Origin of the sequence: Glutamicibacter sp. NPDC087661, from assembly GCF_044743275.1 — a bacterium.
GTDB lineage: Bacteria > Actinomycetota > Actinomycetes > Actinomycetales > Micrococcaceae > Glutamicibacter.
Genome location: NZ_JBIUWE010000001.1, coordinates 359,498 through 374,272, shown reverse-complemented (window position 1 = coordinate 374,272; position 14,775 = coordinate 359,498). Strand labels below are relative to the sequence as shown.

Here is a 14,775-nt window from a genome sequence, read left to right as displayed (position 1 = left end):
GCAGCCGCTCGCAGCAAGCGGGGCGACTTGGTCCAGCGAACCGCTTCCTAGTGGCGGAGAACTGTAAAACAGCGATAGGGCTACTCGTTAGCCAGATGATCCAATTAGCAACAAGCATTACTCTCTCTAACGAAATCAATGCCTATGAGATAGCGATACTTAGTCTTTTCGTTTCAGGGCTTCACATCTCCCGGCTTCGAACTGCTCTTGGCGCAACTGCTGGGCGGCCGGATCCCGGAGCTTGGCGAAGCCCGCTTGGCGATTCTGTGAATTCTGAATGTGACGCGTTTTTGTCACATAGATCACTGGCCCTGCGGGCTGGGCACACCGAGAGGGCCAGTCTGTTCCAAGACGCATCAACGATAGTCTTGGATCATGGCCCAGGCTTCAAATGACTCTACGCTCAATGAACAATTCGCCGCCCTGCTTTCGGAAGACGGCTGGAAGCTGCTTTCCACCATCGACCCGTCCATGGTGGCCACCAAGGATGCTGCTTGGTCGCTGAATGAGAAGCTGCGCAAGGAAGGCCACGACGCCCAGGTGGTTCGCGCCGTCATGGCGCAGGCCGAGCTGCGTTTCCGGGCGAGGGTGAAATTCGGCCCCTTTGCAGACTCGTTGATCTTGACCCCGGCCGGACTGGAGCAGGCCACGCGCCTGACCATCGCCGGGCTGCATGCCCGCCGCTACACCAATGCCGGTTCCACCCACGTCGCAGACCTCGGATGCGGCATCGGCACCGACTCCATTGCGCTGGCCAGCGCTGGCCTGCAGGTCACCGCAGTAGAGCTGGATGAAACCACCGCGGCAGCCACAACCTTGAACCTGATGCCCTTCGACAATGCCACCGTGATCCACGGCAGCGCCGAGGACACCGATCTGACCGGGATTGACGGCGTCTGGCTGGATCCAGCCCGGCGTACCGACGTGAAGGGAAGCACCCGCCGACTCTTCGACCCCGAGGCGTTTTCCCCGCCCCTGTCTTTCGTGGAGAAGCTGGTGGACTCCGGGCTGGACGTCGGAGTGAAACTCGGTCCGGGCCTGCCCCATGAAGCGATTCCGGCGAACGCCGAGGCTGTCTGGATTTCGGACCACGGCTCGGTCATCGAGGCCTGCCTCTGGTTCGGCAAGCTCAAGCGCAAGGACATCGCCCGTGCCGCGCTGGTCATCGACAAGGACGGCGCCCACGAGTTGGCCAGTGCAGCTGCCGCGGCAAATGATCAGCCAGCCCCGGTAGGCGAATTGGAAGCGCACATCTACGAACCCGATGGCGCAGTGATCCGTTCCCACCTGATCTCGACCTTGCTGGAGCGCACTGGCGGCCACCTGCTCGATGAGCACATCGCCTACTTCACCCATAACCAGCAGATTTCCACGCCGTTTGCCCGCGGATACAAAGTCATGGCAGTGCATGACTACAACGTGAAGAAGCTGCGCAGCTGGGTGAAATCCAACGGCATCGGCACATTGGATATCAAGAAGCGCGGAGTCGACGTCACGCCCGAAGAATTGCGCCGCATTTTGCTGGCAGGCTCCCCCAAGAGCGCCAAGAACAAGGCAACGCTGATCCTGGCTCGCCTCGGCGACAAACGCGTAGCTTTCGAGGTCATCCCGCACTAGTCTGGGGTGACGCAGGTCCCACCGGAGCATTGTCCCGGCAGGAGCGGCGCAATACATACAATGAGTATGGAGAAACATCGAGGAATCGGTGGACGCTCCATCCACTTTGTTCGGCTCCGGAGCATTCCGTCCGAGACGTCATCAATAGGAGCGCCGTGCAGAAAATCGAGTTCGCCCACTCTTCCCAATCCACTATCGGTGTCGAATGGGAAATCGCCTTGGTCAATCGCGAAAGTGCGGACTTGTGCTCGGTTGCCGAGAGTATCCTTGACCAGCTCAAGGATGAGGCCGGTCTTGACCGCGAAGATGAGCATCCGACAGTGAAGCCGGAATTGTTGATGAATACCGTGGAGGTGGTCACCGGTGTCCATACCAACGTGGCAGACGCGGCTGAGGAACTGCGCACCAACGTGCGCATGCTCAACGAGGTCGCCGGAAACCACGGCGTGGACCTGTATTCCGCGGGCTCCCATCCTTTTGCCGCGCCGACCTTGCAGCCGGTGACGGACAAGGACCGCTATGCCAAGCTGATTGACCGCACCCAGTGGTGGGGCCGCCAGATGGTGATCTACGGCGTGCACGTGCACGTGGGCTTGGACGATCGCGAAAAAGCGCTTCCAATCACTGACGGTTTGATCAACTACCAGCCGCATTTCCAAGCACTCAGCGCCTCCTCCCCGTACTGGGGCGGGGAAGACACCGGCTACGCTTCGCAGCGTTCGCTGATGTTCCAGCAGCTGCCAGCTGCCGGGATCCCCTTCCACTTCGATTCATGGTCCGAATACGAATCCCACGTTGCAGACATGCTGCATACCGGGGTTATTGATGATGTCTCCGAGATCCGCTGGGATGTGCGTCCGGTACCTCGTTTGGGCACCGTGGAAATGCGCATCTGCGATGGCGTGAGCTCTCTGGATGACATTGCCGCTTTTACCGCACTGACCCAGTGCCTGGTGCACGACATGTCGCTATCCATCGAAGCCGGCTACAAGATTCCTGTTATGCCGGCCTGGTTCCGAGTGGAGAACAAGTGGCGCGCCGCCCGCTACGGGCTGGATGCCATCATCATCCTCAACGCCCAAGGCGACGAGATGCTGGTGACCGACCACCTGCGCTCAGAGGTCAAGCGCCTGGCACCGATTGCCGAGCAGCTGGGATGCGCCGAGGAACTGCAGGGCATAATCCGTTTGATCGAACGCGGGGCGGAATACCAGTTGCAGCGCAATACCTTTGCGGCTTCGGGCGGGGACTTCAAGGCAGTGGTGCAGGAAAACGTCCGGCGCATGAAGGCTGTTTAGTCCGGGCAGCGCCCTCGAAGTCAGGAATTAAGGCATCCAGCTCATGCAGTAATCAAGATTCTTGATAACAGTTCGAGCTGCTGCTTCGGGATCGCCTGCTTCGATTGCGTCTACCAGTGATTCGTGGCCCTCGTGCAGGCAGCCATCGAATCCGTCGGAAAGCCTCTGGACCATCTTGGTTCCGTGGAAAACATCCCCGAAGCTCTCATAGATCTCATGCATCAGCGGAACACGGGAAGCCCGCGCCACTTCCAGATGGAATTTCCAGTCGGCTTTCGCCCACGCAGGATAATCCCGGTTTCCCCATGCTTCGCTTCGCTGGCCCAGCAACGCGCGCAACTGTTCGACTACTTTTGCATCAGCGGCTTTGGCAGCGAGCCGGGCCGACTGGGTATCCAGGGCGAATCGCACCTGGAGCACGTCCTGGTCGGAGTGGTCTCGGTACACCCGTTGGGCGGTGCCGCTGATCTCGCTGGTCGCGCGCACGTAGGTGCCATCTCCACGGCGGACCTCGAAGATCCCCGTGCTGGCCAGCGCCTTGATGGCTTCGCGCAAGGTCCCGCGGGAGACGCCCATTTCCGCCATCAGCTCGGGTTCAGCCGGAATGCGGTCCCCCACCTTCCAGCGGCCCTGCGCTACGGCGCTCTGCAGCTTCGCCACGACCTCTTCGGACAAGGGCGGACGCAATGGGGCCTTGTTCATGGCCGCCCTGCTTCAGCCGAGCCGTCCACTTCGATCAACGGATGCGAATCGGCTTCGGTACGCAGGCCGCCCAGCTTGTAGCAGAACAGAAGCTGCACCACAGCGAAGGCGAGGATGATCACCAAGCCAACCGTCCAAGATCCCAATGCGCCCTGCATGAGCCCCAGGGCGAAGGGTCCAATGGCTGCAATCAGGTAGCCGACAGATTGGGCCACCGTGGACATTGCTGTCGTTTCTTCTGCGCTGCCGCCACTGCGGCTGAGCATGAGCATCACCAGCGGGAACACCCCGAAGCCCAGGCCAATGAAGACCGAGCTGATCAAGGACAGTTCTACCGGCAAGAGCAGCAGAGCGATAAAACCGAGTACCGAGCAGCTGGTAGTCAGCACGAAGGCACTGCGCAGCAGGGCCGGCTTCGAAGCCATCCAGAGCATGATCATGACTGCCGGGATGCTGACTCCCTGCACGATGCCCAGCATCAAGCCGGCATCAACTGGCTCCAGCCCGCGCGAAATGAGGATATGCGGCAACCAGCTGACCACGGTATAGACCAGCAGCGACTGGATGCCGAAAACAGTGGTGAACAGCAAGCCCTTGCGCGTGGCCAGTAGCGGCCATGGAGAAACATGCGTGCCCTTCTGAACAGCGGAGCGCTTCCCGGAGATGGACAGCGGCACAAAGACCAGCAAAGCCAGGCCGGCGGGAATCGCCCACAAAGCCAATGCCGTCGTCGGCGAACCCGCCTTCACCGCCAGCGGGACGCTGATTGCGGAGGCCAGCGTCGCGCCGATGGACATGGTGGTCGTGTAGGCCGCGGTCATCGACGCGGCGCGGTTCCCGTGGTGCTCTCGAATAAATGAGGGCATGGCCACATTGCAGATGGCCAAGCCGCACATGCCTACCACGGTGCCGGCCAGCAAAGCCCAAGTTGAATCGACAATGCGCAAGGCCAGCCCAGCGGTGAGCAGCAGCAAGGACAGGGCGATGCCCAGTTCCAGTCCGGTCCTGCGGATCACCAAGCTCGTTGCCGCGCCAGCCACGGCAAAGCACAAAACTGGGATCGTCGGCAGCAGCGAAGCGATGAACGTGCCGTACCCCATCATCTCCTGCAGGTCATGGAAGAGCGGAGATGCCGAGGCAATACCCATGCGCAGGTTCAGCCCGACGAGGATCACCGCCGCAACTGCCAGTGCGCTTGCCCGCCAGGGATGCTTGGCGGCTTTGCTGGCAGGAGGCGGGGCCGCGGATTCTGATGCGTTGTCGATCACGTTTAAACATTAGACGTTTGATGTTTCACGCGGCGAATCCTGTGATCCAGCGCACCAGAACCTCGCGGCGTGCCCGCTTCTGTCCGCCAAGTACTGCTGCTCGGGGCCGAACTCCGGCTACGTCGTGCACTTGGCAAGCACCGCAGGATGGCCCGCGACCCGATTTACCCCAAGCCACCCTCGGGCTTCCTGGATCCTGGCAGCAGCCAGCCTCCTATGCGAAGCCCAGCTCGCGCGCCGTGAGATTCTTGTATGACGCTTTCCCGCCGGAGACAAAGAGCTTGATCCCGGCATCAGTGGACAGCGGGAACACGCGATGAGAGTGGACGAGCCGCCCGTCGCCGAAGAACACCTCGACGCTAGAGCGATCCACCAGGATGCGCACGTCGAGTTTCCCGCTCGGTACCTCCAATGGGCTCTTGGATTCGCCCTTATCCCCCGGATGGAAGCCCGGCTTGCGATTCACATAGGCGAACCCGCCGGCCAAATAGAGCCCGGTTGCCACATGGCGCGTTCCGGATACGGCCCGGCACAGCTCGAAACCGATGTTTTCCGGCGGGTTGGCCGGGTCCCACTGCAATTCGCACTGCAGCACATAAGCACTGCTGGAGAACGGGAGAATCTTCTCCCCCGAAACCACAGGGCTGCCGAACTTGGTGGTTGCACGGGCTAGCCTGTCCAGCTGCGCCACCGGAACAGAAGCGAGGTAATTGCCATTCGGTCCGGCAACCATCCGCACCTCGCGCACAATCATGTCGTCTCCGTTGTAGCCATCGGTGGCCATGCTCGGAGCATTATGCGGATAATCCCAGAAGTTGTTCCAGCCAATGGCGCGGCGCATTCCGGGATTTTCGCTGCCATCGGCGTGGCGGTCCGGATAGGTCACCGCGCCGTAGAAGTCGAAGCCCCAATCCAGCCATTGCGGCTCGGCCTGAGAAGCAGTGAAGGCCTTTCCGTCGAAGTCGCCAATCCAGTAGGCGTAGGTAGCGGGCAAATCGCGGGGCTTGCCGTTAGCGCTGGTTCCCAGCACCCAATGCCTGGAACCATCCGAAGCCTGGATCTGGAAGAGATCTGGGCATTCAAGAATGCCCAGAGTGGTGCGCACGAATTCGCTGGTTCTCGTCCACTGCTTCAGATCCGCCGAAGCATAGATTCCGATGCGGTCTCCCTCGGCATTGAGCAGGACCCACTGAGAGCTCTGCTCATGCCAGATCACCTTCGGGTCTCGGAAGGCATCGGTGCCCGGGTTGGCCAGAACCGGTTCGGTCCCTCCAGGTTTGAAGCTGCGTCCCTTGTCGGTGGAGTACCAGAGGTACTGGGCCTGCACGCCATTGGGGGCTTGGGTGACCAAAGCAATCAGCGTGCCCTTCCCGTATCCTGCGGTGTTTTGCTGGTCGATGACAATTGATCCGGACCAGCAGTCCCCGTTGGGGCTCTCATGCTTGCTGATAGCTACGCCGCGGTCAGTGAAATTGACGTGGTCAGTGGTGCTCGCCATGCGCCAGCTGGTCCCATTGCCGCCGAGAATGTAGTCCTCGTTGTAGAGGTAGTAGTACAGGTATTCGCCATCAAGATACACCGGACGCTGCGGGTCGTTCTTCCAATTGTCGGGGACGCTGAAGTGGTAGGTGGGACGGTAGCTCATGGCCGGGGAAACGCCCCTCTTGGTCTTGGAGCTGCCTGCGGGAGCGGCATTGGCTGCATCTGGGCCAACCCCGGCCAGCCCCAAAGCGGTGGCTGCAGCCAGGGTTTTGACAACATTTCTCCGGGAGGCGCTGCCGTAGGCGGCATTCATATCCAGATTCAATTCATTTCGCTTTCGCCGGCCAGCACCCAGTGCTGGCGTGATTCATCGATCATGTGCTTTTTCAGGGTGGTGCTGGCCGACCAGCGGTGGATCTGTTCACGCAGGGCCGCGCGCTTCGACGCATCCTGGCTGCTGTCGCGGTCCGGGTCGGGTACCGCGCCCACCAGCAGCCGGGTGTATGGATGCCGGGGATTGTCCAGCAGCTGCACGGACTCGCCCGACTCGACTATTCGCCCCTCGTTAAGTACCGCGATCCGGTCCGAGAGATAGCGGGCGGATGCCAAGTCGTGGGTGACATAGAGGATGCAGATCCCATGCTCATCGCGCAGCTTGTGCAGCAGATTCAGCACGCCGATCCGCACCGAGACATCCAGCATGGAGGTCGGCTCATCGGCCAGGATGACTTTCGGCTTGGCTGCCAGCACGCGGGCGATTGCAATGCGCTGGCGCTGTCCGCCGGAGAGCTCGTGCGGGAATGAGGACAACACATCCGGGCTCAGCCCGACGGTGGACACCAGCTTGGCCATTTCTGCGCGCTTGGACTTGATGCTTGGCTGGTGCAGCGCCAAGGCGCGTTCCAGGATGTGCTCCACTCGGAAGGCCGGGTTCAACGAACCGAAAGGGTCTTGGAACACCATTTGCACTTCGCTGCGGTAGTTCCGGGCCGCTGATCCCTTGAGCCCGGATATGTCCTTTCCATTGACCAGCATTTCCCCGGAATCCGGTACCTCAAGCAATGCCAAGCAGCGGGCCAACGTCGATTTACCGGAACCTGATTCGCCCACCAGCGCCACGATTTCACCGCGGTGCAGCTCCAGGTCGATACCCCTCAGGGCCGGAACCTTCGTGCGACGGAACAGTGCGGTGCTGGTGAAAGATTTGCTCAGCGAACGGATACGCACCACTGGCACCATAGAGGCGTGCTTGGCAGCTGTCGAGGTCATGGCAGTTCTCCTTGAGTGAGGACCGGGGCTTGGGTCGGGGCGACCCAATGGCCTTCGCCTACCTGCCTAAGGTCCTTGATGTTGGTGAATCTGGTGCCTTCGGCCAAGCCGGTGAGCTTGACTTTCGGTCCGTGCAGGGGCGGGAACGCTCCGAGCAGCGCCTGCGTATAGGGGTGCTTCGAACCATGGCGCAACGACGGCGCCGGTGCCAGCTCCACGATGCGCCCGCCGTACATGATGCCAATGCGATCGGAGAGCTCAAGCATCAGCGACATGTCATGGGTGATGAACAGGATGGCGAATCCGAGTTCGCTTTGCAGTTCCCTGATCTGCTCCAGGATTTCTTGCTGAACCACTACGTCCAGCGCCGTGGTGGGCTCATCCAGGATCAGCAACCGCGGGTTCAGCGCACAGGCCATGGCAATGACAATGCGCTGGCGCTGTCCGCCTGAAAGCTGGTGCGGATAGGCCCGCAATCGCGCCGGATCGATGCGCACCATGGTGAGCAGCTCTTCGGCGCGCTGCACCGCGGCAGCACGGGTGCCGCCACGGTGCGTGCGGATCACGTCGACAAACTGCTCGCCAATTCGAGTGACCGGGTTCAATGAGTTCATCGCCGACTGGAATACCATGGCGACGTTGTTCCAGCGCCAGGCGCGCAGTTCCGCTTCGTCCATGCCCAGCACATCTTGGCCTTCAAAGAGGATCTTGCCGTGGGTGATCCGCGCAGGATCTTTCAGCAAGCGCATGATCGAGTTGGCAATGGTGGACTTGCCGCAGCCGGACTCCCCCGCCAAACCGAAGATTTCACCGGAGTGGATGGCGAAGCTGACCCGGTCAGCGCCGCGCACAGCTCTCTCGTCGCTGACGTACTCGACGGTCAGGTCCTGGACTTCCAATACCGGGACGCTCATTTTTCTTCCTTTCGCACCACGGTAGTCGCCGCGGTGCTTTTCGTTGCATGCTTCGGGCGGCGCAGGCGCGGATTGGTGATTTCATCCACCGCATAGTTGCACAGGGCCAAGGCGAAGGCGACCAAGGCGATGGCCAGGCCCGATGGCACGAAAATCCACCATTGGCCCAGCATCAGCGATCCGTCGCTGGTCGCCCAGAACAGGTTGGTACCCCAGGAGATGGTGTTCACGTCGCCCAAGCCCAGGAATTCAAGCCCAGCCTGTGCGCCGATGGAGCCGATGATGCAGCCAAGCAGCGTGGTCATGACGACCGAGGCCATATTGGGGAGCATTTCGCGGACCATGATGCGCAGCGGGCGCTCGCCCGATACCAAAGCCGCGGCAACATAGTCTTTTCCGCGGATGGACATGGCCTGGGAACGCATGACGCGTGCGCTGCCTGCCCATCCGGTAATCATCAGCACCACGATCACCGTGCCAAGACCAGGCGGCATGAATGCCGCCAGGATCACCAGCAACGGCAGGCCGGGCACCAGCAGGAAGACGTTGGTAACCAGGGAGAGCACCTCGTCCAGGCCGCGGCCGAAGTAGGCCCCGCTCAACCCGACCAGCACGCCGACAATGGTGGAGAGGATGCCGGCGGCGAAGCCGACGAAGAGCGACGAGCGGGCACCCCACAGGGTCAGCCCCAAAACGTCTTGGCCCTTGCTGGTGGTACCCAGCCAATGCTCCATGCTTGGTGCGCTGGCACCGGCCGAGGTAATCCGCGACGGATCCCCGGGGAAGAGCGCCGGGGCAAGCAAGGCCAGGATGATAAAGGCAAGCAGGATGCTGAGCCCAGCCACGGCCTTGCCGTTGCGGAGCAAAGTCCGCAGCAACCGGGTAGCACTGACTCTGGCACGCGCGGAGCCGCTTTCCTCCGCTGGTTGCGAGGCAGCCAGAGTCTGTGGATCTGTAGCATTCTGGGTCATGGCGATCAGCCTTTCCGCACGCGAGGGTCGAGTCGGACGTAGACAAGGTCTACGAGGAAGTTGGCTATCAGCACCGCGGCAGTAATGGTCAGGAACATGCCCTGCATCAGCGGGTAGTCAAGGCCTTGGACAGCGCCGAGCAGCTGGTAGCCGACGCCTGGGTAGGCGAATACCACTTCGGTCAGCAGTGCGCCGCCGACGATGAAGCCGATGCTCATGCCCATGCTGGTGACCGATGGCAGCATCCCGTTGCGTGCCGCGTAGTTCAGCATGATGCGGTGCGGTCGCAGCCCCTTGGCCTCGGCCATCAAAATATAGTCTTCGGAGTTGGTGGCAATCATGGTGTTGCGCATGCCCAGCATCCAGCCGCCCAGGGAAACCAGCACGATGGTCAGCGCGGGCAGGACCAGGTGCGCTGCAACGTCCAGGATGAATTCGAGATTGAATCCGGGAACCAGGCCTACGGAGAAGGCATGGCGCATCGGGGCGACGCCCATGTTGATGCCGAAGATGTACAAGGCCCCCATGGCTAGCCAGAAATACGGGAAAGAACCGATGAACACCAGCAGCGGTGGAGCAACCGAGTCCAAGAAGCCGCCACGGCGCCAGGCGGCAAGGATGCCCAGGAGGTTTCCGAGGATCACGGCGAAAATCAATGAAGTCAGTCCCAGCAGCAAGGTCCACGGCAGCTGCGAGGCGATGACCTCGGAGACTGGAGTGGGGAAACGGGAAATCGACATCCCAAAGTCGCCGGTCAAGACACGGCTAAGATAGCCAAAGTATTCGGGGATGATGGGGCCGCCGTCCACTCCCATCAGGGTTCGAAGTGCTTCGACTTGTTGTGGCTCAAGCCGTTGCTGCGAGCGGGACAGCATGCGGGTGACGGGATCGCCTGGCATCAGCCGCGGTAGAAGGAAATTCAGGGTGATTGACGCCCAGAAGGCTAGGAGATAAAAGCCCAAGCGCCGTAGGAGGAAACTCATGTTGTGTGTCCTTGGCTAAGGATCGCAACGCAGCGGGCGGACGGTATCCGCCCGCTGCGAAGGGAAAATGTTGCTAGTTCGCTGGTTCCAGGCTGGTGAGCACCAGAACGGTGGTCGGGGCCCGGTTGCTCAACGTGGCATACGGGTTATCTTCGGTTGGCCAACCCACGAAGTTCTCAGTGGTGTAGGCACCCCATTCCGGGCCGGCGAATAGCGGTACTACCGGTGCCAGTTCGCTGTAGCGAGCCTGCAGGTCGTTAACGATCTGCTTCTGTTCTCCCTCATCGCCGGCAGCCACGAACTTGTTCAACAGCTCATCTGCTTTTTTATCGCTGAACCGGTGGTAGTTGTCAAAGGTCTGCTTGCCCACGGGCTTGACGTTCTGGCTGCCCATGAGGTTGAGGTAGTACTGGTAAGGAGTCGGAGCGTTAGCGGTCCAAACGATTCCGGTGTCGAATTCACCGGTTTCGTAGCTTGCGGTCACCGCGGCCCAATCCGGCGAATCAACAGTGGCCTTGATGCCCACGTCCTGGAGGTTTTGGGCGATGATATTCGCTACCGAAAGCCAATCCGAGGAGGTTGAACCCACGGAGATATCGAAGGTGAATGGCTTGCCAGCGGCGGTGGTGCGCTGCCCCTGTGCATTCTCCTTGAAGCCTGCTTCATCAAGAAGCTTCTTTGCGCCTTCCACATCCCGCGTGGTCCAGTCGCACTGTTCGACGACCGCAGTGTCGCGCCACTTGTCATAGTTGCCGGACAGTCCGGTGCAGTCCGCTGGTTTGGCGTAGTCGGACATGCCGACCTTGACAACCTGTTCGCGGTCTACGGCCATGCTCAACGCCTTGCGTACGCGAACATCCGAGAATTCTTTCTTGGTAGTGTTCAGCTGCCAGTTGATTTCGGCGCCAGTGGTCGGGAACCAGAAATGACGGTGCTCCGGATCCTTGTCCACGTAGGTCGATTGGATATCCGGCATGTAGGTTTGCGTCCAGTCAACATCGCCGGAGATGGCGGCGAGGTTGGCTCCGTCGTTGCCGGCGAAAGCGAGCATGCGGATGCCGCCGATATTCTGCTTCTCGGGTTGCCAATAGTATGGGTTCTTGCCCAATTCGAAGGACTGCGCCTGGAAATTGGCTACTTCGGTGTATGGTCCGGTGCCTACCGGTTTCGGGTTCTCTTCATTTCCGGGCTTGTCGAACTTGGACCAGATGTGGGCCGGGACAATCACCTGCTGGCCCAGTTCGTAGAGGGCCGGGGTGAATGCCTGCTTGAAGTGGAACTCGATGGTCGAGTCATCGAGAGTCTTGATGGACTTCAGGTAGTCATAGCCGCCGAGCAGTTCCTTTTGCAGTTCAACTGAGAGCTTGACGTCCTTGGACGTCAGCGGGGTGCCATCGGAGAATCTAACGCCCGGACGCAGATTGAAGGCCAGCGACTTTCCGTCTTTGCCTGCACTCCACTCCGTGGCCAGCCAAGGCACGGTGTCGCCGCCTGCCGGGTTGTAGACCAGCATGGATTCGTAAATGGACTGCCCGGTCATTGGCGCAGCATTGGGCGAGAAGGGGTTGAAGTTTTTTGAGAAGGTTCCCATGTCCTCGCGCGGAATGGTCAGGAACGCGGCGTTGGCTGATCCGTCGCCCCCTTCAGTTCCGCCTGGATTCGATGCGACGCATCCGCTCAAGGCGAGGGTGCCGGCCACAGCGGTCGCGGCCACGGCAAGGTGCGCGCGACGTAAGTATTTGATTATCATTGAAGTTCCTCATCCATTCATGTGATGTGTAGCGGAGGGGAAGTTCATCTGCGGCCGTGCATGGCCACAGACGAACGAATGCGTGGGGGGCAGCCGATGGTAATTTGGCGATTCTCGATCGGCGAGCCCTCTACCATTTGATTCAATAGGGACACCCCCGCCATGCCCAGTTCTTCGAAGGGCAAGGCAATGGTTGTCAGCTTTGGCCGCATATGCGGTGCCAGAATTTCCTGATCATCGAATCCGACGATTGAAATGTCTTTTCCCACCTGCAATCCGCGTTCCTTGATTGCGTCATAGGCGCCCATGGCGATCCGGTCATTTCCGCAAAAAATTGCGGTAGGCGGATCCAGTTGGCTTAGCAGCGTTTGCGTACCGTGGTACCCGCTGTCGGCAGTTCCATCACCAGGCACGATCCGGGAATCATCGAATTCAATTCCGTGATCGCGCAGGGCCTGCTTCATACCGGCTTGGCGTCCGATTTGCGCAGGAATTCCTGTTTTGAGAGTGATGTGCCCGATGCTGGTGTGCCCGGCCTTGGCCAGGATTTCAGCGGCAGCGTATCCGCCGCCGAATTCATCCGGAACAATTGATGGCAATTGGCCTCCGGCGTCGAAGCAGTTGACCAGTACGCAGGGAACTGATTTTGCATTTTCCGGCACCGTGATTTGGCGGTGCCAGGAAGTCGCGATGATCAATCCGCCAACCTGCTGTTCAAGCAGCTTCTCAACGGCGAGGTTGTCCATGCCTGGATCATCGTCGCTGGGTGCGATAAGGAGGAAGTTGCCGTCTTTCCATGCTGCCTGCTGCGCTCCCTTGATCACGTCAGTGGCAAAGGGCGAGGTGGCAATTTCGGTCACCAGCCCGAACCAGGAGCTGCGTTTGCTGGCCAAGGTTCGTGCGGCTGCGTTGGGGCGGTAGCCCAGTTCGCGCGCCGTTTGGTTGATTCGTTCTCTTGTGGTTTCGGGGATGCTTGATTCCATCCGGCCGTTGAGTACGAATGAGACGGTTGTTCGGCTCACCCCGGCTGCTTTGGCAACGTCGGCCATGGTCACTGACTGCTGAGACATGCCCCTCCTCCCCTTCGAGATCAGTGCGTTTCGCGTCGTGCCAACGGTTTGCTAACACGATTCAGTAACGCGCGTTACTACGCTGTGAAATAAGGTAACCTACATCACTTACGGCTGTCAAGGAAGAAGTTTTGCGGCAGTGAAAATCATTGACAGGATCGATTCCTGACCGTCAAGGCCATGGATCCAAGACATGGGAATCCCTTGCTTCATTCAGCTGAGTAGGGCAAATGGGGCACGATGCCACAGGGCAGAGGCGTAATCAGCACCCCGAAGCATGGCAGCCATTCCCCGAAATGGCACTGGTAGACACAAAGGAAATCGTGGAAATCAGGTTGGCGGAACCGGCCGGCTCGGTTGCGCCCGCGAGTCAGCGGGATTTCATGGACTCGCGCTCGATGAGCGGCATGTCGATCTGATGCTCCCCGGGCTCCAGCTTTCCATCGAGCAGAAGCTCAACGGCCAGAGCACCCATCCCCTCATATGGAAGTCGAATAGAGGTCAATTGCGGGCGAAGGTAGCTGGCAATGATCTCGTCATCGAAAGACAGCACGGACAGGTCCGTTCCTGGCTTCAGGCCATTTTCGGCGAGCGCTTGGAAGACACCCATGGCCACGCGGTCATTGGCGCAAATGATGGCGTCAGGGTTGTACCCGTCGGCTAGCATCCGGATTGTTGCTTCATATCCGTCGGTGGGGTTCCAGTCGTCGAGCACCCAGTGGCCCAGTACTTCGAGGTTTGATTCCGCCAAGGCTCTGCGCAGGGAGCCGAAGCGGCGAGAGATACTTGGATAGGTTCGCGGATCCTTTTCGGCGTTTTCAAGTTCACCGATGACCGCAACACTCTTCGCCCCGGATTCGATAACCCTCTGCACGGCTTTAGCCCCCGAATCCATCTCATTGGGAAGCACTGCGACGCAAGGGCTGTCGTCAATGCCGTTGACCAGCACGGTGGGCAATCCAGTTTTCGGGATCTTCAAATCACGTTGGCGAGAATCCATGAACCCAAGAATCAGCCCGTCAACGTCCCGGTGGGTCATCTGCGTTATTGCTTCAGCCATTTGTTCTGGCTTGCCGAAGGTCTCAGCAATGAGCACCGTATGGTCTCGCTCTTCCGCTGCGCGCAGGATGCCGGTGATCATTTCGGAAGCAAAACGAGTCACGGTAACTTGATCAGAGATGAACCCCAGGGTGCGCGTCTTCCCGCTTCGCAAGGATTGGGCTGCCGCATTTGGCCGGTAACCCAGTTTCTTGGCGGCCGCGCGCACTCGTTCCGTGGCTTCGGCGGACAGTCGCGTGCCCGGCTTATTGTTCAGGATCATGCTGACGGCAGCCTTGGACATCCCCGAAGCTTCTGAAACGTCAGCAATTGTTATCCGCTTGGCTTTAGGCGATTCCACATTTCCCTCTTGAGACAGTTCGAATGCAATTATTCGACCCTAGCCTATTGCA

Annotated in this window: 12 protein-coding genes; 2 read left to right on the top strand and 10 right to left on the bottom strand. The window is 60.0% G+C overall.

All coding sequences use genetic code 11. From position 1 onward, the window contains the following. Positions 1-375: 375 nt before the first annotated feature. Both ACIOTN_RS01830 and ACIOTN_RS01825 read left to right on the top strand, forming a co-directional pair. On the top strand, positions 376-1,617 hold the full coding sequence (locus ACIOTN_RS01830) for a THUMP-like domain-containing protein (RefSeq protein WP_133833646.1): 1,242 nt from the start codon (positions 376-378) through the stop codon (positions 1,615-1,617). 155 nt (positions 1,618-1,772) lie between these two features. After that, a complete protein-coding gene (locus ACIOTN_RS01825) occupies positions 1,773-2,915 on the top strand; it encodes a glutamate--cysteine ligase (RefSeq protein WP_105657616.1) in 1,143 nt (380 codons plus the stop codon). 27 nt (positions 2,916-2,942) lie between these two features. On the opposite strand, the gene ACIOTN_RS01820 is transcribed toward ACIOTN_RS01825, so the two are convergent. The 10 genes from ACIOTN_RS01820 to ACIOTN_RS01775 all read right to left on the bottom strand — a co-directional run bounded on the left by ACIOTN_RS01820 (position 2,943) and on the right by ACIOTN_RS01775 (position 14,723). Continuing rightward, positions 2,943-3,617 carry a FadR/GntR family transcriptional regulator gene (locus ACIOTN_RS01820; RefSeq protein ID WP_402734728.1) on the bottom strand — a complete coding sequence of 225 codons (675 nt, stop codon included), beginning with the start codon at positions 3,615-3,617 and terminating at the stop codon, positions 2,943-2,945. Beyond that, positions 3,614-4,885 (bottom strand): CynX/NimT family MFS transporter, encoded by a 1,272-nt coding sequence (locus ACIOTN_RS01815; protein WP_402734727.1) that lies wholly within the window; start codon positions 4,883-4,885, stop codon positions 3,614-3,616. Before ACIOTN_RS01815 ends, ACIOTN_RS01820 begins: the two co-directional genes overlap by 4 nt. 214 nt (positions 4,886-5,099) lie before the next feature. Next, on the bottom strand, positions 5,100-6,680 hold the full coding sequence (locus ACIOTN_RS01810) for a glycoside hydrolase family 32 protein (protein ID WP_402734726.1): 1,581 nt from the start codon (positions 6,678-6,680) through the stop codon (positions 5,100-5,102). Positions 6,681-6,688: 8 nt separating this feature from the next. Next, entirely contained in the window at positions 6,689-7,636 is a 948-nt protein-coding gene (locus ACIOTN_RS01805; RefSeq protein WP_332487209.1) for an ATP-binding cassette domain-containing protein, read from the bottom strand. Then, on the bottom strand, positions 7,633-8,550 hold the full coding sequence (locus ACIOTN_RS01800) for an ABC transporter ATP-binding protein (RefSeq protein ID WP_105657620.1): 918 nt from the start codon (positions 8,548-8,550) through the stop codon (positions 7,633-7,635). The genes ACIOTN_RS01805 and ACIOTN_RS01800 overlap by 4 nt, the downstream gene beginning before the upstream one ends. After that, positions 8,547-9,521, bottom strand: coding sequence for an ABC transporter permease (locus ACIOTN_RS01795; protein WP_105657621.1), 975 nt, complete (start codon positions 9,519-9,521; stop codon positions 8,547-8,549). The genes ACIOTN_RS01800 and ACIOTN_RS01795 overlap by 4 nt, the downstream gene beginning before the upstream one ends. 5 nt (positions 9,522-9,526) lie before the next feature. After that, entirely contained in the window at positions 9,527-10,504 is a 978-nt protein-coding gene (locus ACIOTN_RS01790; RefSeq protein WP_402734725.1) for an ABC transporter permease, read from the bottom strand. A gap of 73 nt (positions 10,505-10,577) precedes the next feature. Then, the gene (locus ACIOTN_RS01785) at positions 10,578-12,254 is read right to left on the bottom strand and encodes an ABC transporter substrate-binding protein (protein WP_105657623.1); all 1,677 of its coding nucleotides are present in this window, start codon (positions 12,252-12,254) and stop codon (positions 10,578-10,580) included. 44 nt (positions 12,255-12,298) lie between these two features. Further along, entirely contained in the window at positions 12,299-13,324 is a 1,026-nt protein-coding gene (locus ACIOTN_RS01780; RefSeq protein ID WP_105657624.1) for a LacI family DNA-binding transcriptional regulator, read from the bottom strand. Between the two features lie 370 nt (positions 13,325-13,694). Beyond that, positions 13,695-14,723: a LacI family DNA-binding transcriptional regulator gene (locus ACIOTN_RS01775; RefSeq protein WP_286134199.1), complete on the bottom strand. Its 1,029-nt coding sequence runs from the start codon at positions 14,721-14,723 to the stop codon at positions 13,695-13,697. Between the last annotated feature and the right edge of the window lie 52 nt (positions 14,724-14,775).